Genomic DNA, 21,019 nt, shown 5'->3' with positions numbered 1-21,019 from the left:
CCGGCGCACGCAGCGAGGACTGCACATGACACGAAGAATCATCGACCTGGACACCGTCCAGCCCAACGGCAAACGAGGTGAGACCCAGCGGCCGGCATTCACCAAGATCAACGACAACTTCGCCGAGATCTACGCTGGTCTGGACGACGCGCAATCGGCGCTCATGCATCTGGAAGGCCGCATGGCCGGAAGGAACCCGCTCATCAACGGCGACTTCCGGTTCTGGCAGCGCGGTGCAGCGTTCCCTGCATCCACGGGCTCTCGCTACATCGCTGACCGCTGGGCGATCAATGCCATCGGCACCAGGGTGGCTGCCTCACGCGAGGATGTGCCTCCAGGCGGCGGCCAGGGAGGGCGCCTGCTGGCTGGGTCGTGCCACCTGCTTCGGCTGGAGGTGCAGAGCGTTGCCGGTGCCGGCAACATGGCGCTGGTCCAACAGCGCATCGAGGATGTCCGGACACTGGCCGGGCGCACCGTCACGATCAGTTTCAAGGCGCGCGCCTCGGTGGACGACTTCCGCATCGGCGTGGAGTTGCAGCAGTCCTACGGAACGGGTGGGTCTACCGCGCGCGACAGCATCGGCGCCTCGGTCGTGCTCGATACGCTGTGGCGATGGCACCAGGTCACCGTGGAAGTTCCCGGTCTTGCCGGCAAGACGCTGGGCCCGGACAGCTACCTGCAACTGGGCTTCTGGCTGGACGCAGGTGCCGATTTCGGCGGCCGCGCGTTCGCCGCCGGGCAGAAGAGCGGCAGCGTGCAACTGGCCGAAGTGCAGATCGAAGAAGGCGATACCGCCACCGACTTCGACCGCCGGTCCGAAGCACTGGAGCTGCTGTTGTGCCAGCGCTACTACGAGACGGTGGATGTAAACCGGATCATCGGCATCACCTACACCGCCAACGGCGACACGCGTGCGTGCATCCCGTTCAAGGTGCGCAAACGCTCAGCGCCCAGAATCTCCTCGCCGTCCACCGCGCTGAACCTGGTGGGCTTCGGCAATGCCGGCAACCTGGTCAACTTCGACGGCGGAGCGCCCAGCTGGCAGTCCACGGTTGACGCGGCAGTCATCGCCTCGATGCCGAACAACATGCAGCTCTGGGGCGCGGTGGTGGTGTGGTCGACCACCTCGCAGGTGCTGGTCCAGGCCGATGCGGAGCTCTGAGCCATGACAACCCCTGCTCCGCAGGCGCCAAAGCACGCCTGCTTCACCACCACTGCCTCGCTGCGCCCAGGCCACCACGTCATCGTACCGTGCGGCCAGGAACGGTACCCCGTACCACCCCCTCTTCCCAATGCCGCACAGGAGAACACCCCATGATCACCGCCGATGCCCAGCAGCTTGAGCCGGGTGGCCGCATCACCGTCTATGAACTCGACGCCAGCAGTTTCGGCGCCGACAAGCTCTTCTTCCACGCGCACCTGCAGAGTGGCCTCATCTGGTGGCAGGGCCAGGAATATGGCCCCTGGCCGATCGAGGCCAGCGGCTTCGAGCGCACCAGCGACCAGCCGCCGAACCCACGCCTGCGCGTAAGCAACATCGATGGCCGCATCACCGCCATGTGCCTGTTGTTCGATGACCTGGTCGGTGCCCGCATCATCCGCCGGCAGACACTGGCCAAGTACCTGGATGCCGCCAACTTCGAGGAAGGCAATCCCAGCGCGGATCCTGGCGAGCACTTCCCTGATGAAGTCTGGTTCATCGAGCGCAAGATCGGTGAGGACAAGCAGATGGTCGAATTCGAGCTGACCACCGCGATCGATCTCAATGGGCAGCAGCTGCCGGGCAGGCAGATCATCGCCGGCATGTGTGGCTGGCTGGTGCGTGGCGGTTATCGCGGCGCGTACTGCGGCTACAACGGTCCAGCGGTGGCCGACAGCGACGACGTCGCCACCGATGATCCGGCGCGTGACCAGTGCGGCGGTCGGGTACGCAGCTGCAAGCTGCGCTTCGGCCAGGACAAGCCGCTGCCCTATGGCGGCTTCCCCGCCGCGGGCCTGTTGCGCTCCTGATCGATCCCCTCCCGATTCCACTTTCCAGGCCCGCCCGCGCGGGCCTTTTTCATGGGTGAAACATGCAACCGACAACCCTGCAGGCCATCCAGGCGCACGCCGTGGCCGAGTACCCGCGCGAATGCTGCGGGCTGATCGTGGCCATTGAAGGCCACGAACGCTATCTTCCCTGCCGCAACGTGGCCGCCACGCCCAGCGAGCATTTCCGCCTGCCCGCTGAGGACTATGCCGTGGCCGAGGACAAGGGCGAGGTGCTGGCCCTGGTGCACAGCCATCCCGATGCCGCCGCAACGCCGTCCGACGCCGATCGGGTCATGTGCGAGCGCAGCGGGCTGACCTGGCACATCGTCAGCGTCGGCCAGGTAACAGGCGAGGCACCGCTGTGCGGTGATCTGCAGACCCTGCATCCCACTGGCTACATGGCACCGTTGGTCGGTCGCCAGTTCGCCCACGGTGTGCTGGACTGCTACAGCCTGGTCCGCGATTTCCACGCACGCGAACTGGGCATCCCGCTGTCCGAGTACGAACGCCAGGACGACTGGTGGAACCACGGCCAGGACCTGTACAGCCTTGAACGGCTGCACGCCGAGGGCTTCGACCTGATCGAGGGCGAGCCGCAGCGGGGCGACATGATCCTGATGCAGATCCGTTCGCCGGTCACCAACCACGCGGGCATCTACCTCGGCGACGGTCAGATGCTGCATCACCTGCATGGGCGCCTGTCCGAGACCGTGCCGTACGGCGGCATGTGGGCCGAGCGCACCCGTTGCATCGTCCGCCATCGCGAGGTGCGCCATGACTGACCGTCTTCGTACGATCCGCCTGTACGGCAAGCTGGGTGCGCGCTTTGGGCGCAGGTTCCGGCTGGCGGTGAACAGCCCGGCCGAGGCGGTGCATGCGCTGTGCACGATGCTGCCAGGATTCCAGCAGTACCTGATGGGCGCAAAGGCCAAGGGCATGGAGTTTGCCGTGTTCAACGGGCGGCAGAACCTGTCGCGGGATCAGCTGCACGACCCGCCGGGACAGGATGACATCCGTATTGCGCCGGTGCTGGTGGGCAGCAAGCGGGGAGGCATTCTGCAGACGATCATGGGCGTTGTTTTGATTGTTGTTGGCGTCTACATGAACATTGCGGCCGGTGGATCCGGTACCGGATTCATCCAGATGGGTGTGGGCATGGTGGTCGGTGGCGTCGCCCAGATGCTCTCCCCCCAGCCAAAAGGGCTGGGTGCCAAAGACACACCCGAAAACGCGCCCAGCTACAGCATGAACGGCACCGTCAACACGCAGGCGCAAGGCAACCCCGTGCCGGTCGCCTATGGCGGCCATGACACCAAGGGCATGTTCATCGGCTCGGCCGTGATCAGCGGCGGCATCCTGGCGGAGGACCAGTTTTGAATCAGACCACTCATCCCACGCCGCGCACGCGTGGCGCAGCCACGCCAGTGCTGGCGGGTGCCAAGAAGGGCGCGAGCAACGCCCGAACCCCGGTCGAAACCGCCGACAGCCTGCACTCGATGGCGGTGGCCCGCATCATCGACCTCGCCAGCGAGGGCGAGATCCGTGGCCTGGTCGCCGGCAAGCAGTCGATCTACCTGGACCAGGTGCCGATCGAGAATCCGGACGGCACGCTGAACTTCTCCGGCGTGGACGTGCAGACGCGTTCCGGCACCCAGGACCAGGACCACATCAGCGGCTTCCCCTCCATCGAGAACGAAGTCGGGGTCAACGTCGAGCTGCGCAGCGATGCGCCGGTGGTGCGCACCGTATCGGGTGCCGATCTGTCAGCCGTCCGTATCCGCTTTGCGGTGCCGGCGTTGCAGAAGACCAACACCGAGAACGGCGACACTGAAGGCTACCGGATCATGTACGCGGTGGATCTGTCCACCGACGGCGGCCCGTTCAGCACAGTGCTGACCGATGCCTTCAGCGGCAAGACCACCAGCCAGTACGAGCGCAGCCGCCGCATCGATCTGCCTGCCGGCAGCCAGTGGCAGGTGCGCATCCGCCGGCTGACCGCCAACGCCAACAGCAGCACCATCGCCGATACCGTCAACGTGCTGTCGATGACCGAGATCATCGATGCCAAGCTGCGCTATCCGAACTGTGCGCTGGCGGCGGTGCAGGTTGATGCCAGCCAGTTCCAGAACATTCCCACCCGGTCCTACCAGCTGTGGGGCCGCATCGTACGCATCCCCTCCAACTACGATCCGCTCAGCCGTCTCTACAGCGGTGTGTGGGACGGTACCTTCAAGAGTGGCTGGACCAACAATCCGGCCTGGGTGTTCTTCGACATCGTCACCAACGATCGCTTCGGCCTGGGCCATCGTGTTCCGCTGGACTGGGTGGACAAGTGGCGGCTGTACCAGATCGCGCGCTACTGCGATGAACTGGTCAGCGATGGCCAGGGCGGCAAGGAGCCGCGCTTCACCTGCAGCCTGTATCTGCAGACCCGCGCCGAGGCCTACCGCGTGCTGCAGGACATCGCCACCATGTTCCGCGGCATCAGCTTCTATGCGGCGGGGCAAGTGATGGCCTCGGCCGACATGCCCAAGGACCCGGTGCTGACCTACAGCCAGGCCAACGTCATCGAAGGGCGCTTCCACTATGCCGGCAGCAGCCGCACGGCGCGGCACACGGTGGCCCTGGTGTCGTGGATCGATCCGGACGACTTCGGCCGGCAGAAGGTCGAAGTGGTGCAGCACCTGCCCGGTGTGGCCCGCTACGGCATCAACCAGACCGAAGTGACGGCGGTGGGCTGCCACTCGCGTTCGCAGGCGCAGCGCGTGGGCAACCACATCCTGCATACCGAGATGCTGGAAACCGAGACGATCAGCTTCTCGGTGGGCCTGGATGCGCTGGGCTGCATGCCCGGTGATGTGATCCAGGTGGCCGACCCGAACCGCGCCGGCCGCCGCAATGCGGGCCGCATCCGTAGTGCGGGCACGCGCAGCCTGGTGCTGGACTGCATGCCGGAACAGATCGCGGCCGGTGACACCCTGCGAGCCACCCTGCCCAGCGGGCAGACCGAAGCACGCACGGTGCTGTCGGTGGACGGCGAGACGGTGACCGTCAGCGCGCCGTGGTCGGCGGTGCCGGTGGCGCAGTCGGTCTGGGCATTGGAATCGCCGGAGCTGGCCCTGCAGCACTATCGCGTGCTGTCGATCAGCGAAGGCGAGGACCTGACCTATCAGATCACCGCGCTCAAGCACGTGCCGGGCAAGTACGCCGCCATCGACGACGGCACGCGCCTGGAGCAGCCGCCGATCAGCATCATCCCGCCCAGCGTGCAGCCGGCACCGGCCAACGTGCGGATGGCCTCGCATGTGGTGGTCGACCAGGGCATCGCTACCTCCGTGCTCACGATCGAGTGGGATGCTGCGGACAAGGCGATCGGTTATGACGTGGAATGGCGCCGTGGCGATCTCAACTGGGTCCGCGCTGGTCGCGTCGGGACGCAGAGCCTGGAAGTGCGGGGCGTCTACGCAGGCGAGTATCTGGCCCGCGTACGCGCGGTCAATGCGCTGGGCGCGGTGTCGCAGCCGACGCTCAGCATGCTCACCACCATTGAAGGCAAGACGACGCCGCCCCCCTCGCTGGCATCGTTGACCAGCACTGCCCGCCCCTTCGGCATCGCACTGTCCTGGGGCTTCCCCGCAGGTGCAACCGATACCGAACGGACCGAACTCTGGTACAGCACTGGCCCCAATCGCGAGAGCGCGATCAAGCTGGGCGACTTCGCCTACCCGCAGGCCCAGCACCAGATGAACGGCCTGGCCGCTGGCGCGCGCTTCTGGTTCTGGGGACGGCTGGTGGATCGAAGTGGCAACATCGGCCCGTGGTATCCGGCGCAAGCCGGGGTGATGGGTGAGTCCAGCAGCAACCCGGATGACTACGACGCCTACTTCGCCGGCCGCATCAACGAAAGCGCGCTGGGCCAACAGCTGAAGGGCAAGATCGAGCGCGTCACCCAAGTGCTGCCGCTGGTCTGGGATGCCGAGGCAACCTACAGCCCAGGGCAGACCGTCATCCACGACGGGCGGATCTGGAGCTGGCAGGGCACTGCCGCAGGCAATGAAACACCGCCGGGCAGCCACTGGAAGAACATCGGCGACGCCATCGCCGAGGCGGGCGCCATCGTCGGCCGTGTCGATCAGCTGGAAATGGACGTGACCGACGTCGATGGCAAGGTGGCCGCGCAGGGGCAGAAGGTCGATGGCCTGTTCGCCCAGGTCAGCGACCACAGTGCCGGCGAGGAGGACTACAACGTCGGCGAGAACGATGTCAGCGCCGGCGCCATCACCGTCTACAGCGTGATGGCCGAGAAGGACGCGGCACTGGCCAAGCGCGTGGACACGGTCGAAGCGTCCATCGAAGGTGTTCCAGGCAAGATCGAGGGCGTCAGCGCCGCGGTCCAGCAGGTCTCGCAGGCCGTGGTCAACCTGGATGGCAAGGTCAGCGCGACCTATACGGTCAAGGCGCAGATCACCAGTGCCGGGCAGATCTACATGGCCGGCATGGGTCTGGGCGTGGAGCAGCAGCCAGATGGCAGCTATCAGAGCCAGATCCTGATGCAGGCTGATCGCTTCGCGCTGATCAACACCAACAGCGGGCAGGTCAGTGCGCCCTTCGTGGTGCAGGGCGGGCAGACCTTCATCAGCCAGGCACTGATCGGCAACGGCTGGATCCAGAACGCCATGATCGGCGATGTGATCCAGTCCAATGCGGTGGGTGCCGGCGGGCAACCACGATGGAGGCTCGACAAGAACGGCACGTTGACGATGAACGGCCCCGAGAACGGCGGCCGCCTGACCATCAATGACAGTGTCATCCACGTTTACGACAGCAACGGCCGCGTCCGCGTCCGCATGGGGATCTGGTAATGGCAACAGGTATGCAGATATTCGGCCCGGACGGGCAGATGTGGTTCGACACCAATGATCGTGCCGGCAAGATCATGGGCACTCTCTCGGTCGTTGGGAGCTCGTCCAGCAGTGTGGGCCTGGCCGGCCTGGGTGAGCCATTTGCCATCCTGCCCAGCCCTGGCTCCGACAGTTGGCAGGACCAGAATGGCAATCAGTTTTCCGCGCCTGCGCTGGGGTACATGTCGTTTGTCGACGGCGGCAATACATTGCGGATGCAGTTCACGTTCTCGCCGATTGCCAACCCGACTGCTTCCATCTACTACGGAGTCTTCTGATGTCTGTTGGTCTTGAAGTCACCAATGACAGCGGCGTTCCGGTTCTTGTGAACGCACATTCCTTCGTCTTCTTTTCGATAGCCAAGGGCACGCAGTCCATTGCAACCAATACGTCCGCCTATGGCGCGAGCGGGTTTGTAAGCCTTCCCGCACAGAGCGTGCCGTACCTGGTGTTCATCCGCTGCAATGGCGGATCCGCACAGGTGATGTCAGCGCTGAATGGCTTTTACTGGAGCATGGGGCAAGGGACCACCAGCTTCGAGTGGTGGGCATGGGGGCGGGCGGTCAACAGTGGAAGCACAGGCATGCAGGTCTACAACGCCGACGGATCCATCCAGTGGGATATGTCAAACCGTCCACTGCGCATCGCTGGTTTGGTCGATAAATCGGGTGGAAGTGTTCCAGGCTTTACCGAGATGTCCACCGAAAATGTGAGGCAAGGGCCACTGTTCAACGGTCCTGGTGAGAATCTCGCCTATCTGATGTCCGACATTGGACTGTGCCATGACATCTACGCCTACTACGGAAGTGGCCCGACCATTCGCGGCAACATGCGCTATCAGCCGTACATCAATACTCCAAATGCTTCGCAGGTGCGATTGAACTACTGCAGGCGTAGAGAGAACCGTCAACGTTCGTTGAGCGGCGCGTCCTACCAGAGTTTCACGGGGCAGTTGCCGAACTTCCTGATTGCCGCACACACCTACTAGCCTGAATCAGGCCCGTGCAGGCGGCCATTTGAGCCGCCAGGGCCTAGACTGCGCCCCTCCTACGCTCCTCGACGACGCACTGCAGTGATCACGCCACCCTGACCCTTGCCGCACATCGGCAGCCGGCCCGCCCGGCTCAGGATGGTCGGCCTGCTCGAATCGATGATGACCCTGCAGATCGTCGAGGACATCACCGAGACGCCCAGCGAGCGCAACCGCGAATGCGTCGGCCAGGGCGTGGCGAATACGGTCACAGGTTTCCTCGGCGGCATGGCCGGCTGCGCGATGATCGGCCAGTCGGTCATCAACGTGACGTCCGGTGGCCGTGGCCGCCTGTCCTGCCTGGTGGCCGGCGTGCTGCTGCTGGTGCTGGTGGTGTACGGCAGCGACCTGGTGCGGCAGATCCCGATGGCCGCTCTGGTGGCGGTGATGATCATGCTCAGCATCGGCACCTTCAGCTGGCGCTCGCTGCGCGACCTGCGCACGCATCCGCGCAGTTCCTCGGCCGTGATGCTGCTGACCGTGGTGGTCACCGTGGCCACCCACGACCTGGCCAAGGGCGTGCTCAGTGGCGTGCTGTTGTCGGCGCTGTTCTTCGCGCGCAAGGTTGGCCGCATGCTGGATGTGCAGCGCGAGGATGTCGCAGACACGCAGGTCTACCGCGTACGCGGGCAGGTGTTCTTCGCGTCCGCCGGCCAGCTGGGCGCCGCGTTCGACTACCAGCATGTGGCGCCGAAGGTGCAGATCGACCTGCGTGATGCCCATCTGTGGGATCTGACGGCGGTGGCCGCGCTGGAACGCGCGCAGGAAAAGCTGGCCGCGCATGGGGCGGGGGTGACGGTGGTGGGCCTGAATGCGGCTAGCCAGACGTTGATCGAACAGGTAGGCGGGCGCGGAGGCGGGCACTGAGGTTCCAGCGTCCGCGTCTGAGACGGCGTGCACGCATTCTGAATCCAGTCAGGCAGTTGAAACCGGCGCTGTCGTAGCATTGCCGGCGTGATGGGGGTCGATGGACGGCCCCTCTTTGCCGGCACCCGCTGGCGACACGCAAGGGAGAAACCGGCAATGCAGGCATTGGGCGCGCTTGGGCGCAGCGAACGGGTCGGCGTCGGCCGTGGGTATTGGAAGGTGCTGGCCCTGTGCCTGGCGCTCACCGCATGCCAGGCGCCTTCTTCCCAGGCATCGACCGAAACGGCGGCTCCCGCGTCGATTGCTGCGGCATCGCCGACAGCCCCTTCCGGCCCGGCATCGGCAGATTCCCCCCACTACCCGGATGCGTCCTATACCGAGGGTCGCCTGCGCCCCGCCTATGGCTGGTGTGTGGATGGGGTGGAAGATGCAGGCAAGCTCCAGGCCTGCGGCAAGGACGAACTCGCCTACCAGGAAGCGCGCCTCGAAGCGGCGGCCAGCAAGGCGCTGGCCGGGCTCGACGCCGCTGCTCGGTCTGCATTCCAAGCCACCCAGGCGAGCTGGCGTAGCGATACAGACCGTTATTGCCGCGATGTCCCCAACGGCACCGTGCAGCAGCTGCAGGGCACGCAGGAATGCCGCCTGTACCGTGTCGCCAACCGTGCCGACCAGCTGCTGGCGCAGAGCGCGCCGCCGGATACCTCGTATACCCAGGCAGCGCCGCGTCCGGAATACACCCGTTGCGTGCAGGACGCCCGCGGCATGGACGACCAGCTGGAAGCCTGCGATACGGCCGAGCTCGCCCACCACAAGGCGCTGCTGGAAGCACTGGTCGCGCGACTGATGGACGGCCCCGACGGCCCGGCCAAGGACCGCTGGATGGACGAGCAGGCCAACTGGGCTGCAGACACGGACAAACACTGCAGCCAGGCCACTGACAGCGTGGGCCCGGCGTTGGATGCACAGTCGTGCCTCATCAATCGTTACGCCAACCGAGCGGTGGAACTGCAGAAGGGCGTGTTGGCGCGATGATGAGCCTCGATGCCGGCATTGCAGGGGGCCTCGACGCCGATCCGAAAGCCCGTCTGCTGGCAGGGCAGCGGAATTGACTGCGGTCAAGCCTTCAAGATGTTCTTGAAACGACAGTTTCGTTGAGATTCGTGAGCATTGGGCATCATGTGAGCGACCTCAACATACGAATTCGCGAACGCGATCGCGAGGACGTTGCGCCGTGCAGAATGCAGTTGGGACAAGGTGCACACATTCTGAATCCAGTCAGGCATCTGAAATCCACGCTGGCGTAGCATGCAATTCCCGATGGGGCCGATGGACGGCCCCGCGTTGACGGGCCCCGCGCCTGGATGCCAAGGAGATGCAAGCAATGCAGGGAACAAACCACCTTCCAGCGGCCCCCCGCGAAACGTTCGGCAGGGCCGGGGCCATCGCGCTTGCGCTGGCCCTGGGCCTCAGCCTGGCAGCATGCCAGGCCAAGAGCCCGGAGGCGGATACGGCAGTTGCCCCCGCGGCCGCCGCGCCTGCCACTGCATCGCCGCCTGCCACTGCATCGCCGCCCGCCACTGCAGAGCCTGCACGCGCCGCACCTGCCACGACAGCGGCCGATGCCGATGACCAGGACATGCCGCCGCAGCGCCCGGATGATTCCTACAACAAAGCCACGCTGCGGCCGCAGTACGCCACATGCGTGAAATCCAGCGGCGGCGAGACACCGGCACTGCAGGCGTGTGGTGATGACGAGCTTGCCTGGCAGGAGCAGCGACTCGAGCAGGCCTTCATGAAGATCGTCGACGGTCCCGATGGCAAGGACAAGGACAGGCTGATGGACGAGCAGGCCGCCTACATGTCCGATACCAATCGCTACTGCAGCTGGAACCCTGCCGAAGACGGGCAGGGGCAGATGCTGGACGCGCAGTCCTGCCGGATCAATCGCACCGCCAACCGTGCCGACGTGCTGCAGGCACTGACCTCGAAGTAATTCCCCCGCAAAGGAGTGCAGGAAAATGGATGTTGTGACCCAGGCAAAGCAGGCAATGGACAACTGGCATCGCGGCCAGACGTCGGCGCATTTCGAAACCGGAGGTCGCGGCCCCGGCCACGTTTCCACCGGCAGGGGCGACCATGGCGGCGTGTCGTATGGCAGTTACCAGTACGCCACCAACGTTGGCGGCGTGGATGAGTACGTCGCCGCCTCGCGCTATGGCAACCGCTTCAACGGCCTGCAGGCAGGAACCCCGGCCTTCACCGAACGCTGGAAGGAAGTGGCGGCCGCCGATCCCGCAGGGTTTGCCAGGGACCAGCACGACTTCATCCAGCACAAGTACTACGACGTGCAGATGGGCCGCCTGAAGGATGTGGGCATCGATCTCTCCGGCCGTGGTGCGGCCGTGCAGGATGCGCTGTGGAGTACCTCGGTGCAGTACCGCGGCATGACCCGGTCGGTGTTCCAGAAGGGCCTGCAGCAGGCCTATGGCGAAGACTTCAAGCTGACTGAGCTGAGTGACGAGCAGATCGTCCGCGCGGTGCAGGACTACAAGCACGCCAATGTGCAGGTGCACTTCCAGAGCTCGCCCACCCTGTGGGATTCGCTGCGTGATCGTGCGCTCACCGAGAAGACCGCACTGGTCGGGCTGGCGCGCTACGACCAGGTCAACCACAACCCCGAGGCTTACCGGGGCAAGGATTACCAGCAGGTGTTCGGTGAACCTGAGCCCGGCCAGCGCGGCCAGCGCGGCCAGCGTGCGGCGGCATCGGCGATGGCCGACGGCGTGCTGGCACCCGGCGAGCGCGGTACCGAGGTCCAGGCCCTGCAGGCCAAGCTGATCCAGGCCGGCCATAGCGGTCGCAACGGGCAACCGCTGACAGCCGATAGCCACTACGGTGCCAATACCGAGCATGCAGTGCGCGAGTTCCAGCAGGCGCATGGGCTGACCGTCGATGGCAAGGCCGGCCGGCAGACCCTGCAGGCCCTGGATACGGCGGTACGCGAGCACACGCCGGCGCAGCCTGTGGCACCGGCCACGCCTGCACCGGTCACTCCTGCTGCGGCACCCGCACCCGCGACTGCGCGGGAAGCCGATGCCGCCGCCGCGCCCGGTGGCCAGCGCATCGTCGTGGTCGAACCCTTTGGCAACGGCAGCAGCAACCGCACACTGCGCCATGGCACCAGTGGCGAGGATGCCTATCGCGAACTGAAGATCCATCACCCCAACACCAACGCCGAGGCCGTGCGCACCGGCAATGCCGCCAAGGCTGACCGCCCGTCGGCCATGGTCGAGGGCGAACTGGAAACGGTACGGACCCGCGGTGATCGCAACGGCATCCCGCTGGTGCACAAGGATCTGATCCTGAGCAATGCGCGCGGCGACCGGGAGGTGATGATTCCCAATCCGGTCGCCGGGTATGTCCAGGTCAACAATGACAAGTGGAATTCGATCAGCATCTGGAGCCATCCGGCCGGGCATCCGCAGCGTGAACTGGTCGGGCAGGTGCTGCACGGTGCGCGTGGAACCACCCCCTACAAGACCGGTGATTTCGTCGAGTACGGTGCGCCGTTGATCCGCCAGTCCGATGCCGGTACCCCGGGCGCCGTGCACGCGCATATCGAGCTCGAGCCCGATCAGTACCGCAGGTTCCTGGGTGACATGCTCAACGACCGCATCACCCTGGGCGGCAAGGTCCACGCGCAGGGCCCCGAGGCCGCGCAGGCCGCACGCAGTGCACAGCAGGCGCCGATGGCCGATGGCGTGCTGAAGCAGGGCGAGCGCGGCGATGAGGTCAAGGCCCTGCAGGGCAAGCTGGCGGCGCTGGGCTACGCCGGGGCCGACGGCAAGCCGCTGCACGCCGATGGCGTGTATGGCAAGGACACCTTTGCAGCGGTCAAGCAGTTCCAGGCCAACAATGGCCTGGACGACGATGGCAAGGCCGGCCGCAGGACCCTGGCGCAGGTGGATGCGCCCAACGCGGTGAAGGCCGGTATCGCGCCGGCGGCACCGGCCCAGGCCGAACCTGCAGCGCCGGCCAGCATGCGAGACGCCGGGCATGCCGACAACGCGCGCTTCGGCCAGGCTTTGGAGAAGCTGCAGGCGCTCGAACAGCAGCGCGCCCAGGCCGGCCTGAAGCCGCTGTTCGCCAACTCGCAGGAAGCCGAACGAGCGGCTGGCCAGCTGGCCTACGAAAGCAAGGTGTCCGGCATGCGCCAGATCGACCATGTCGTGGCCCGCCCGGACGGCACCGGCCTGTTCGCGGTGCAGGGCGAGCTGGGTGACCCGGCAGCGCAGCGGACCTTCGTCGACCGCCAGCAGGCGGTGTCGCACTCGGTCGAGGCCAGCAGCCGGCAGAGCGAAGCGCTGGACAGTCAGTTCAACCAGCGTGCGCAGGAACAGCAGCAGGAACAGGTTCGCAACCGCGGGTTGTAAGCCGCGCGGTGTCCCCGGGGCCGGTCGAGCGGCCAGCCCCGGAGCCACCCGCCGCCATTCAGCCGTCCGGTGTAAACTATTGATCTCACTGGCAATGCCAGTCTCCGCGATCAACACCCCGATGCCGTCCGCCACCGCCCGTTACGCCGATTCCCTGCGCCTGTCCGTTGCCCCCATGATGGACTGGACCGATCGCCATTGCCGCGTGTTCCATCGCGTGCTGGCACCGGGTGTGCGCCTGTACACGGAAATGGTGCACGCCAACGCGGTCATCCACGGCGATCGCGAGCGCCTGCTCGGCTTCGACCGCAGCGAACAGCCGCTGGCGCTGCAGCTGGGGGGCAGCGATCCCGCGCTGCTGGCGCAGGCTGCGCGCATCGCTGCCGACTGGGGCTACGACGAGGTCAACCTCAACTGCGGCTGCCCGTCCGACCGCGTGCAGGCCGGGCGCTTCGGCGCCTGCCTGATGCGCGAGCCGATGCTCGTGGCCGAGTGCGTGGCGGCGATGGTCGATGCCGTCGAGATCCCGGTGACGGTGAAGTGCCGCCTGGGCGTGGACGAGGACAACGACTACGACGTGTTCGCCGCCTTCGTCGACCGCCAGGTCGCCGCAGGTGCCGCGATGGTGGTGGTGCACGCGCGCAACGCGTGGCTGAAGGGCCTGTCGCCGAAGGAGAACCGCGAGGTTCCGCCGCTGAAGTACGACTGGGCCTACCGGCTGAAGCAGGAGCGCCCGGCGCTGCCGGTGGTGCTCAACGGCGGCCTGGCCAGCGTCGAGGCGGTGCAGGCGCAGGCCGCGCACGTCGATGGCGTGATGCTGGGCCGCGCGGCCTACCACGATCCCTACCTGCTGCATCAGCTGGAGGCGCTGCAGACCGGCGCCCCGCTGCAGGCCCGCGGCGACCTGCTGCGCGCGCTGCGCCCCTACGTGGAAGCGCGCTTGGGCGAAGGCCTAGCGCTGAAGCACATCACCCGCCACCTGCTCGGCCTGTTCCATGGCCAGCCCGGTGGCCGCGCATTCCGCCAGGTGCTGAGCGAGGGCGCACACCGCCCGGGCGCCGATTGGAGCCTGGTCGAGCAGGCGCTTGCCGCGACCGAACGCGACGCTGATCGCGCCGCAGCGTGACCGCTGTCACATTCCTGACTTGACAAGGCGCGGCGATTCGTTCCGAATGTTCACCTAGCTGAACATCGCGGGGCCGCGGCCGGAAAAGTTCAGACCGGATTCACTGCCCCAAACCAAGAATTTGCAAAGGATTTGTAAAGCGCCGGGCCCCGAACCCGGCATCCGGATTTACGACTTTTGAACGAATCGCCGTGCTCGGCTAGGATCGCATCGATGTCTTCCGCTCCCTTCCATCGCCGCATTGCCCTGGCCACCTGCGTGGTCCTGTCGGCCGTGCCGCTGTCGTCGGCGCTGGCACAGCAGCCGCCGCGGGGTGAGCAGGGGCGTGCGGAGATGATGGAGCGGGGCGAGCGCGGCAACCGTGGCGACGAGCGTTCGCTGTCCGATGCCGTGCGCCGCGTGCAGCGCACCACGGGTGGTCACATCCTCGGTGCCGAGCGCGTGCCGTTCGATGGTCGTGATATCAACCGGGTGAAGTACATGGACGACCGGGGCCGGGTCCGCTACATGGACGACCCCGCCCCGTCGCGTTCACAGCCGCGCACGCCGCGGTCGGATATGTCATCACTACGCGGCGATAACCCCTGAACAGGGATAGTTGTCGCTATCAACCCGTACCCCACAGGCCTCCGGGCCACACCCAGGACACTAGGGAGAGTTCATGCGTATCCTTCTGGTCGAAGACGAAGCCCCGCTGCGTGAGACCCTGGCAGCCCGGCTCAAGCGCGAAGGCTTTGCCGTCGATGCTGCGCAGGACGGCGAGGAAGGCCTCTACATGGGGCGCGAAGTTCCGTTCGATGTCGGCATCATCGACCTCGGCCTGCCCAAGATGTCGGGCATGGAGCTGATCAAGGCCCTGCGTGATGAAGGCAAGAAGTTCCCGGTGCTGATCCTGACCGCGCGTTCGAGCTGGCAGGACAAGGTCGAGGGCCTGAAGCAGGGTGCCGACGATTACCTGGTCAAGCCGTTCCACGTCGAAGAGCTGCTGGCCCGCGTCAACGCGTTGCTGCGCCGCGCCGCCGGCTGGAGCAAGCCGACCCTGGAATGCGGCCCGGTCGCATTGGACCTCGCCGCCCAGACCGTCAGCGTGGCCGGCAGCAATGTCGACCTGACCAGCTACGAGTACAAGGTGCTGGAGTACCTGATGATGCATGCCGGTGAACTGGTCTCCAAGGCCGACCTCACCGAGCACATCTACCAGCAGGACTTCGACCGCGACTCGAACGTGCTGGAAGTGTTCATCGGCCGCCTGCGCAAGAAGCTGGACCCGGATGGCGAACTGAAGCCGATCGAGACCGTACGCGGTCGCGGCTACCGTTTCGCGATCCCGCGCAACGAGGGCTGAGCCGGCTCACCCTGGCGATAACACGATGTCCGGCCGTCTGTGGTTCTTCCGACGCTGGCGGCCGCGCTCACTGCAGGCGCGCCAGATGCTCGCCGCGTCCGTGGGCCTGGTGGCGTTCCTGGCCCTGGCCGGTTACGCGCTCGACGCCGCCTTCGCCGATACGGCGAAGGCGAACCTGCGTGAGCGCCTGAAGAACTACGCCACCTCCTACGCGGCCGGCATCGACTTCACCCGCGACCGCTCGCTGTACATCCGCGAGCAGCCGCCGGATTCCCGCTTCGACGTGCCCGGCAGTGGCCTGTACCTGCAGGTAGTGATGCCGCACGGCAAGGGCAATTCGATGTCCGCTGAAGGCCCGATGCTGCCCACCGTCGGCGGCGGCCTGCTGGCACCGCGCCAGGAGGTGTTCGAAGGCCCGCTGCCGATGATCCAGATCGACGGCAGCCAAGGCTCGGTGTACCGCTACGGCCTCGGCCTGGTGTGGGGCGCCGATGCCGACCCCGCCACCGAATTCCCGTACACCATCTATGTGATGGAAGACTCGCGCGCGCTGGGTGCCCAGCTGCGCGTGTTCCGTGGCCGCGTCTGGTTCTACCTGGGCGGCATCGGCCTGATCCTGCTGCTGCTGCAGACCGTCATCCTGCAGTGGAGCCTGCGCCCGTTGCGCCGGGTGATCACCGAGCTGACCAAGGTGCAGCGCGGCGAGACCGAGCGCATGAGCGAGCGCCACCCGCGCGAGCTGGAACCGCTGACCGACAGCATCAACGCCTTCATCGAAAGCGAGCGCGAGAACCTCGAGCGCCAGCGCAACACCCTGGCCGACCTGGCGCACAGCCTGAAAACGCCGATTGCCGTGTTGCGCACGCAGATGGACAGCGGTGCCGGCGACGGCGCGCTGCGCGAAGAACTGGACGTGCAGTTGCAGCGCATGAACAACCTGGTTTCGTACCAGCTGGCGCGCGCGGCCTCCTCGGGCCACAAGCTGTTCTCCGCGCCGCTGCCGATCGAGTCCAATGCCGAGGAAATCGTGCGTGGGCTGGAAAAGGTCTACGCTTCCAAGGGCGTGCTGTGCGAATTCGATATCGATCCGGCCGCACGCTTCCACGGCGAACCGGGCGACCTGCAGGAACTGCTCGGCAACCTGCTGGAGAACGCCTTCAAGTGGGCCAACCGCCGCGTGCTGCTGACCGCGCAGCCGCTGCCGGCCCCGAACGCGCGCCGCGCCGGCCTGCTGCTGGCGGTGGATGACGACGGCCCGGGCATTGCCCCGGACGACATCGGCAAGGTGCTGCAGCGTGGCGTGCGTGGCGACGAGCGCGTGCAGGGCCACGGCATCGGCCTGTCGATCGTGCAGGACCTGATCAAGGATTACCGCGGCGAACTGACCGTGGGCCGTTCGGCCGAACTGGGCGGCGCCCGCTTCGAAGTGCGCCTGCCGCCAGGGCCGTAAGCCTCGTTGATCGGTAGTGCTGGCCGCTGGCTGGCAACCAAGCAATGCCATCGAAGATCATGGGGTTGCCGGCCAGCGGCCGGCACTACCGCACTGCGATCCTGGGCGGCTCGCCGTAGAACCGTCGCAGCTGCGCCGCCACCTCCGGCAACGCCTGCTGCAGCAGATCCGGTGCCGAGAAGTGGTACTCGCTGGCCACCGCGAAGAACTCTTCCGGCGCCTCGGCCGCATACGGATCGATCAGCGTCTCTTCGCCTGCGTCCACCTGCGCACAGAACGCGTCGTAGGCGCGCTGGAACGTGCCCGCCCACTCGCGCTGCCATTCGCGCGGCAGCGGCGGCGTACCGTCCATCGCACCATCGAGCGCATCCAGCTTGTGCACCATCTCGTGCACCGCCACGCAGTAGCCCTCGTGCGGCGCCGCCAGGTCGGCCTGCACATCGGCCCAGGACAGGATCAACGGACCGCTGTCCCACGACTCGCCGATCAGCTCGTCATCCCACTCGTGCAGCACGCCAGCCGCATCCATGTGGCTGCGGTGCACGCGGAAGGCATCGGGGTAGACGATCAGCTGCGACCAGCCCTCCAGCCCCACCTCACCGAACGCCAGCAGCGGCAGGCAGCACAGCGCGGCCAGCAGCACGCCGTCACCGGCCTGCAGCTGCAGCTCACCGATCGGGGTGATGGTCTTCTCGTGCAGGAAGCGCGTGGCCAGTACGCGCAGGCGCGCGCGGCGTTCATCGTCCAGTCCGTGCAGCCAGGCCGCGCGGCGGCAGGCGTGTTCCCACAGTGCATCGTCGATCGGCCGCGGCGTAGGCCGCAGCCACTGCAGCAACGACTTGATCAGCGGAACATTCCCGGCAGGTAGCTGTGCCACTTCGGCGCACGGATGCGCTGCAGCACGTCATCGTCGCTGCCGCCGCCCCCGGTGCTGGTGGCACTGCTGGCCGCAGGGCGTACCGGTGTCGGCTTGGTGGTCGCAGCCGAGGCAGTCGCGGTCGGCGCGCGCTGCGAGGCGGCATCACCGTTGGAGGACACGCAGGCGCCGCGGCTGTCGTCCAGCGCTGCCGTCGCAGACGCCGCGAAGGGCATCATCAGCAGGATCAGGCAATGGGCATAACGGCGCATTGACGACATCCACGTTAAGGGAGGGTGAGTTCCCGATTCTAGCCCGAACCCGGCGCCCCGTTGGAAGCCCCCGCGGAACCCAGCGTGGCGGGCGTCGCTGGCGGCTTTCCCGCATAATTCCTGCCTGACTTCGTGGAAGCTGCCGTGGACGATCGCCAATTGCTGGCCAAACTCGCTGCCGGTCGCCTGTCCGGCGACGCCCTGGCCCGTGAGCTGGGCCAGACCCGTGCGGCTATTTGGAAGCGTATTCAAGGGCTTAGGGCCGCCGGTGTGGATGTCGAGGGCCGTGCCGGCGAGGGCTATGGCCTGACCCGCCCGGTTGACCTGCTGGACCCGGCGGCGATCCGTGGTGGCCTGCCGGCCGGGGTCCTGCCGCTGCTGCACGACCTGCAGGTGGCCTGGACGGTGGACTCCACCAACGCTGAATTGCTGCGGTGCAGCGCGCCCCAGCGCGGGGTCAGCGTGCTGCTGGCCGAACGCCAGACCGGTGGCCGCGGTCGTCGTGGCCGTACCTGGGCCTCGCCGCTGGCCGCCCATGTCTACCTGTCGGTGCTGCGGCTGTTCTCCGGAGGCCTCGGCCGCCTGGCCGGCCTGAGCCTGGTGGCCGGCGTCGCCGTGGCCGAAGCGCTGCACGATCTGGGCTACACCCAGGCGCAACTGAAGTGGCCGAACGACCTGCTGGTCGATGGCCGCAAGCTGGTTGGCCTGCTCGCAGAAGGCGGTGGCGAATACGCCGGCCCGGCGCGCGCGGTGATCGGCATCGGCATCAACACGCACATGCCGCCGTCGTTCGCCGAGCAGATCAGCCAGCCGTGGGTGGACCTGGACACGCTGGCTGGCAAGCCAGTGGATCGAAACGTGGTTGTTGCCGCCGTGCTGGCGCGCCTGCTGCCGGCGCTGGAGGAATTCGATCGTGAAGGTCTTGCTCCGTTCCTGCCGCGCTACGCCGCCTTCGACATGCTGGCCGGCCGCGAGGTGCGGGTGGAACTGGATGGGCAGTGGCAGCATGGCACCGCACTCGGCCTGGCCGATGACGGCGCGTTGCGCGTGCGCATCGATGGCCGTGAGCGTCTGCTGCACGCCGGCGAAGTCAGCGTGAGGGCAGCATGAGCGATTGGTTGTTCGACCTCGGCAACTCGCGCTTCAAGTTCGCGCCGTTGCAGGGTGACCGTGCCGGTGACGTGCAGGCCTGGGCGCATGGTGCCGAAGGCATGGCCGGGCAGCCACCGCACAGCCTGCCCAGCGGCCGCACCGCGTTCGTGGCCAGCGTGGCCGCACCGTCGCTGACCAGCGCCATGCTGGACCAGCTGCAGCGCCGCTTCGAGCATGTGCATGTGGTGCGAACCAGCGCCGAATGCGCCGGCGTCCGCATTGCCTATGCCAAGCCGGAAAAGTTCGGCGTCGACCGCTTCCTGGCCCTGCTGGCCGCAGCCAAGGCGCAGCGCCCGGTGCTGGTGGTCGGCGTGGGCACCGCACTGACGATTGACCTGCTTGACGCCGACGGCCAGCACCACGGTGGCCGCATTTCCGCATCGCCCACCACCATGCGCGAGGCATTGCACGCCCGTGCGGTGCAGCTGCCGGCCACTGGCGGCGACTACAGCGAGTTCGCCAACGACACCGCCGATGCGTTGGCCTCCGGTTGCGATGGCGCCGCGGTGGCGCTGATTGAACGCAGTGCGCAGCAGGCGCACGCGCTGCTGGGCGTAGCGCCCTCGCTGCTGGTGCACGGTGGCGGCGCACCGGCACTGATGCCGTTGCTGCCGGGTGCCGACTACCACCCCTCGCTGGTGCTGGATGGACTCGCCCGCTGGGCGGTGCACCAGCCCGCAGGCTAGTATCCGCGCATGCTGACCCGTGCCCTGATCGTCGTACTGGCCGTTCTCAATCTTGGCGTCGCCTGCTGGTGGCTGCTGCGCGATGCACCGCAGCCGCCTGCGCCTGCACCGCAACCGGCTGGCGTCGCCGAGCTGCGCTGGGTGCCCGGTGGCGCGGATGCCAATGCCGCAGCCGAGGCCACCGCCGCCGCCCCGACCGCACCGCTGATGGAGCGCGAACCGGCCGCGAAGACCGCAGTGGCTGCGACGCCCGCACCCGCGCCGGCCGTGCCGGCCAAGCCGGAAATTCCCAAGCCGCAGACGGCTGACGCTGCGCCGGTTGCTGCCGCCGCCAAGCCGGCAACACCGCCTGCACCCGTTCCGGCACCGGAAAAGCCCGTAACCCCGCCCGCGGCCGCCGAGCCGCCGCGCTGCGTCGCGCTGGGTCCGTTCGCCGACCGCGCCGCCGCGACCACTGCGCAAGGCAAGGCCGGCGCGCTGCTCAGCCAGGCGCGCCTGCGCGAACAGCCCGCTGCCAGCGGCAGCGCCCGTTACCGGGTGATGCTGCCGGCCGCCGCCAACCGTGATGAAGCGCAGGCCACCGTGAAACGTATCGTCGCCGCCGGCCTGAGCGACTACTACATCATCAGCCAGGGGGAGGAGGCCAACGCCGTGGCGCTGGGCCAGTACCGCAATCACGAAGGCGCCGAGCGCCGCATGGCAGCGGTGCAGGCCGCCGGCTTCCAGCCGCGCCTGGTGGCCAGCGGCGACGCCGGCCAATGGTGGCTGGAAGGACAGCTGGCGGCGGGCACGCAGCCGGCCCAGGCCCAGCAGCGCAGCGGGGCGGCACAGAGCCGGTCGCTGGACTGCACGCGGTTGCGCTAGAATCCC

At 66.9% G+C, this 21,019-nt stretch carries 19 protein-coding genes and 1 pseudogene; 18 read left to right on the top strand and 2 right to left on the bottom strand.

The window, feature by feature from the left end; all coding sequences use genetic code 11:
- Positions 1 to 25: 25 nt before the first annotated feature.
- From AC5P7I_RS17440 to AC5P7I_RS17370, 15 genes and pseudogenes are all read left to right on the top strand, one after another.
- Positions 26 to 1,162 carry a hypothetical protein gene (locus AC5P7I_RS17440; protein WP_262087948.1) on the top strand — a complete coding sequence of 379 codons (1,137 nt, stop codon included), beginning with the start codon at positions 26 to 28 and terminating at the stop codon, positions 1,160 to 1,162.
- A gap of 152 nt (positions 1,163 to 1,314) precedes the next feature.
- Positions 1,315 to 2,010, top strand: coding sequence for a phage minor tail protein L (locus AC5P7I_RS17435; RefSeq protein ID WP_014645608.1), 696 nt, complete (start codon positions 1,315 to 1,317; stop codon positions 2,008 to 2,010).
- A gap of 62 nt (positions 2,011 to 2,072) precedes the next feature.
- Positions 2,073 to 2,813, top strand: a complete 741-nt coding sequence (locus tag AC5P7I_RS17430; RefSeq protein WP_262087949.1) for a C40 family peptidase — start codon at positions 2,073 to 2,075, stop codon at positions 2,811 to 2,813.
- Positions 2,806 to 3,408, top strand: a complete 603-nt coding sequence (locus tag AC5P7I_RS17425) for a tail assembly protein (RefSeq protein ID WP_049441827.1) — start codon at positions 2,806 to 2,808, stop codon at positions 3,406 to 3,408. Before AC5P7I_RS17430 ends, AC5P7I_RS17425 begins: the two co-directional genes overlap by 8 nt.
- Positions 3,405 to 6,893, top strand: a complete 3,489-nt coding sequence (locus AC5P7I_RS17420; protein ID WP_262087950.1) for a TipJ family phage tail tip protein — start codon at positions 3,405 to 3,407, stop codon at positions 6,891 to 6,893. Before AC5P7I_RS17425 ends, AC5P7I_RS17420 begins: the two co-directional genes overlap by 4 nt.
- Positions 6,893 to 7,210: a hypothetical protein gene (locus AC5P7I_RS17415; RefSeq protein WP_041862969.1), complete on the top strand. Its 318-nt coding sequence runs from the start codon at positions 6,893 to 6,895 to the stop codon at positions 7,208 to 7,210. The genes AC5P7I_RS17420 and AC5P7I_RS17415 overlap by 1 nt, the downstream gene beginning before the upstream one ends.
- Positions 7,210 to 7,920, top strand: a complete 711-nt coding sequence (locus AC5P7I_RS17410) for a hypothetical protein (protein WP_262087951.1) — start codon at positions 7,210 to 7,212, stop codon at positions 7,918 to 7,920. Before AC5P7I_RS17415 ends, AC5P7I_RS17410 begins: the two co-directional genes overlap by 1 nt.
- Before the next feature lie 129 nt (positions 7,921 to 8,049).
- Positions 8,050 to 8,829: pseudogene (locus AC5P7I_RS17405) on the top strand (SulP family inorganic anion transporter); the annotation flags it as partial.
- Positions 8,830 to 8,985: 156 nt separating this feature from the next.
- Positions 8,986 to 9,861: a lysozyme inhibitor LprI family protein gene (locus tag AC5P7I_RS17400; RefSeq protein ID WP_262087953.1), complete on the top strand. Its 876-nt coding sequence runs from the start codon at positions 8,986 to 8,988 to the stop codon at positions 9,859 to 9,861.
- A 349-nt stretch (positions 9,862 to 10,210) separates the two neighbouring features.
- Complete coding sequence (locus AC5P7I_RS17395; protein ID WP_262087954.1) at positions 10,211 to 10,822, top strand: lysozyme inhibitor LprI family protein; 612 nt, start codon at positions 10,211 to 10,213, stop codon at positions 10,820 to 10,822.
- A gap of 25 nt (positions 10,823 to 10,847) precedes the next feature.
- On the top strand, positions 10,848 to 13,262 hold the full coding sequence (locus AC5P7I_RS17390) for a peptidoglycan-binding protein (protein ID WP_262087955.1): 2,415 nt from the start codon (positions 10,848 to 10,850) through the stop codon (positions 13,260 to 13,262).
- Positions 13,263 to 13,356: 94 nt separating this feature from the next.
- Positions 13,357 to 14,388 carry a tRNA dihydrouridine(20/20a) synthase DusA gene (gene dusA, locus AC5P7I_RS17385; protein WP_075076393.1) on the top strand — a complete coding sequence of 344 codons (1,032 nt, stop codon included), beginning with the start codon at positions 13,357 to 13,359 and terminating at the stop codon, positions 14,386 to 14,388.
- Between the two features lie 213 nt (positions 14,389 to 14,601).
- Positions 14,602 to 14,976, top strand: a complete 375-nt coding sequence (locus AC5P7I_RS17380; RefSeq protein ID WP_014645619.1) for a hypothetical protein — start codon at positions 14,602 to 14,604, stop codon at positions 14,974 to 14,976.
- 73 nt (positions 14,977 to 15,049) lie between these two features.
- On the top strand, positions 15,050 to 15,733 hold the full coding sequence (locus AC5P7I_RS17375; protein WP_004136763.1) for a response regulator transcription factor: 684 nt from the start codon (positions 15,050 to 15,052) through the stop codon (positions 15,731 to 15,733).
- Between the two features lie 25 nt (positions 15,734 to 15,758).
- Complete coding sequence (locus AC5P7I_RS17370) at positions 15,759 to 17,183, top strand: ATP-binding protein (protein ID WP_014645620.1); 1,425 nt, start codon at positions 15,759 to 15,761, stop codon at positions 17,181 to 17,183.
- A gap of 85 nt (positions 17,184 to 17,268) precedes the next feature.
- Here the strand turns inward: AC5P7I_RS17370 and AC5P7I_RS17365 are convergent, their stop codons facing one another.
- Entirely contained in the window at positions 17,269 to 18,060 is a 792-nt protein-coding gene (locus tag AC5P7I_RS17365) for a M90 family metallopeptidase (protein ID WP_262087956.1), read from the bottom strand.
- Positions 18,027 to 18,311: a hypothetical protein gene (locus AC5P7I_RS17360; protein WP_046428091.1), complete on the bottom strand. Its 285-nt coding sequence runs from the start codon at positions 18,309 to 18,311 to the stop codon at positions 18,027 to 18,029. The genes AC5P7I_RS17365 and AC5P7I_RS17360 overlap by 34 nt, the downstream gene beginning before the upstream one ends.
- 144 nt (positions 18,312 to 18,455) lie before the next feature.
- On the opposite strand from AC5P7I_RS17360, the gene birA reads away from it, so the two are divergent.
- The 3 genes from birA to AC5P7I_RS17345 are packed head-to-tail and all read left to right on the top strand — an operon-like array spanning position 18,456 to position 21,013.
- A complete protein-coding gene (gene birA / locus AC5P7I_RS17355) occupies positions 18,456 to 19,421 on the top strand; it encodes a bifunctional biotin--[acetyl-CoA-carboxylase] ligase/biotin operon repressor BirA (protein WP_032956289.1) in 966 nt (321 codons plus the stop codon).
- Positions 19,418 to 20,149 carry a type III pantothenate kinase gene (locus tag AC5P7I_RS17350; protein ID WP_032956260.1) on the top strand — a complete coding sequence of 244 codons (732 nt, stop codon included), beginning with the start codon at positions 19,418 to 19,420 and terminating at the stop codon, positions 20,147 to 20,149. The genes birA and AC5P7I_RS17350 overlap by 4 nt, the downstream gene beginning before the upstream one ends.
- Positions 20,150 to 20,158: 9 nt before the next feature.
- Positions 20,159 to 21,013 carry an SPOR domain-containing protein gene (locus AC5P7I_RS17345; RefSeq protein ID WP_262087957.1) on the top strand — a complete coding sequence of 285 codons (855 nt, stop codon included), beginning with the start codon at positions 20,159 to 20,161 and terminating at the stop codon, positions 21,011 to 21,013.
- The last annotated feature ends 6 nt before the right edge of the window (positions 21,014 to 21,019 follow it).

It is taken from the genome of Stenotrophomonas sp. YJH_SMC_138 (assembly GCF_059369855.1).
Note: the sequence above shows the minus strand (reverse complement) of the source record. Positions and strands in the feature narration are given on the sequence as shown.

What these genes read in the sequence shown, in the direction of transcription:
- AC5P7I_RS17440 (WP_262087948.1), top strand. Translation starts at nt 26, where the DNA reads ATGACACGAAGAATCATCGACCTGGACACCGTCCAGCCCAACGGCAAA.
- AC5P7I_RS17435 (WP_014645608.1), top strand. Translation starts at nt 1,315, where the DNA reads ATGATCACCGCCGATGCCCAGCAGCTTGAGCCGGGTGGCCGCATCACC.
- AC5P7I_RS17430 (WP_262087949.1), top strand. Translation starts at nt 2,073, where the DNA reads ATGCAACCGACAACCCTGCAGGCCATCCAGGCGCACGCCGTGGCCGAG.
- AC5P7I_RS17425 (WP_049441827.1), top strand. Translation starts at nt 2,806, where the DNA reads ATGACTGACCGTCTTCGTACGATCCGCCTGTACGGCAAGCTGGGTGCG.
- AC5P7I_RS17415 (WP_041862969.1), top strand. Translation starts at nt 6,893, where the DNA reads ATGGCAACAGGTATGCAGATATTCGGCCCGGACGGGCAGATGTGGTTC.
- AC5P7I_RS17410 (WP_262087951.1), top strand. Translation starts at nt 7,210, where the DNA reads ATGTCTGTTGGTCTTGAAGTCACCAATGACAGCGGCGTTCCGGTTCTT.
- AC5P7I_RS17400 (WP_262087953.1), top strand. Translation starts at nt 8,986, where the DNA reads ATGCAGGCATTGGGCGCGCTTGGGCGCAGCGAACGGGTCGGCGTCGGC.
- AC5P7I_RS17395 (WP_262087954.1), top strand. Translation starts at nt 10,211, where the DNA reads ATGCAGGGAACAAACCACCTTCCAGCGGCCCCCCGCGAAACGTTCGGC.
- AC5P7I_RS17390 (WP_262087955.1), top strand. Translation starts at nt 10,848, where the DNA reads ATGGATGTTGTGACCCAGGCAAAGCAGGCAATGGACAACTGGCATCGC.
- dusA (WP_075076393.1), top strand. Translation starts at nt 13,357, where the DNA reads ATGCCAGTCTCCGCGATCAACACCCCGATGCCGTCCGCCACCGCCCGT.
- AC5P7I_RS17380 (WP_014645619.1), top strand. Translation starts at nt 14,602, where the DNA reads ATGTCTTCCGCTCCCTTCCATCGCCGCATTGCCCTGGCCACCTGCGTG.
- AC5P7I_RS17375 (WP_004136763.1), top strand. Translation starts at nt 15,050, where the DNA reads ATGCGTATCCTTCTGGTCGAAGACGAAGCCCCGCTGCGTGAGACCCTG.
- AC5P7I_RS17370 (WP_014645620.1), top strand. Translation starts at nt 15,759, where the DNA reads ATGTCCGGCCGTCTGTGGTTCTTCCGACGCTGGCGGCCGCGCTCACTG.
- AC5P7I_RS17360 (WP_046428091.1), bottom strand. Translation starts at nt 18,311, where the DNA reads ATGCGCCGTTATGCCCATTGCCTGATCCTGCTGATGATGCCCTTCGCG.
- AC5P7I_RS17350 (WP_032956260.1), top strand. Translation starts at nt 19,418, where the DNA reads ATGAGCGATTGGTTGTTCGACCTCGGCAACTCGCGCTTCAAGTTCGCG.
- AC5P7I_RS17345 (WP_262087957.1), top strand. Translation starts at nt 20,159, where the DNA reads ATGCTGACCCGTGCCCTGATCGTCGTACTGGCCGTTCTCAATCTTGGC.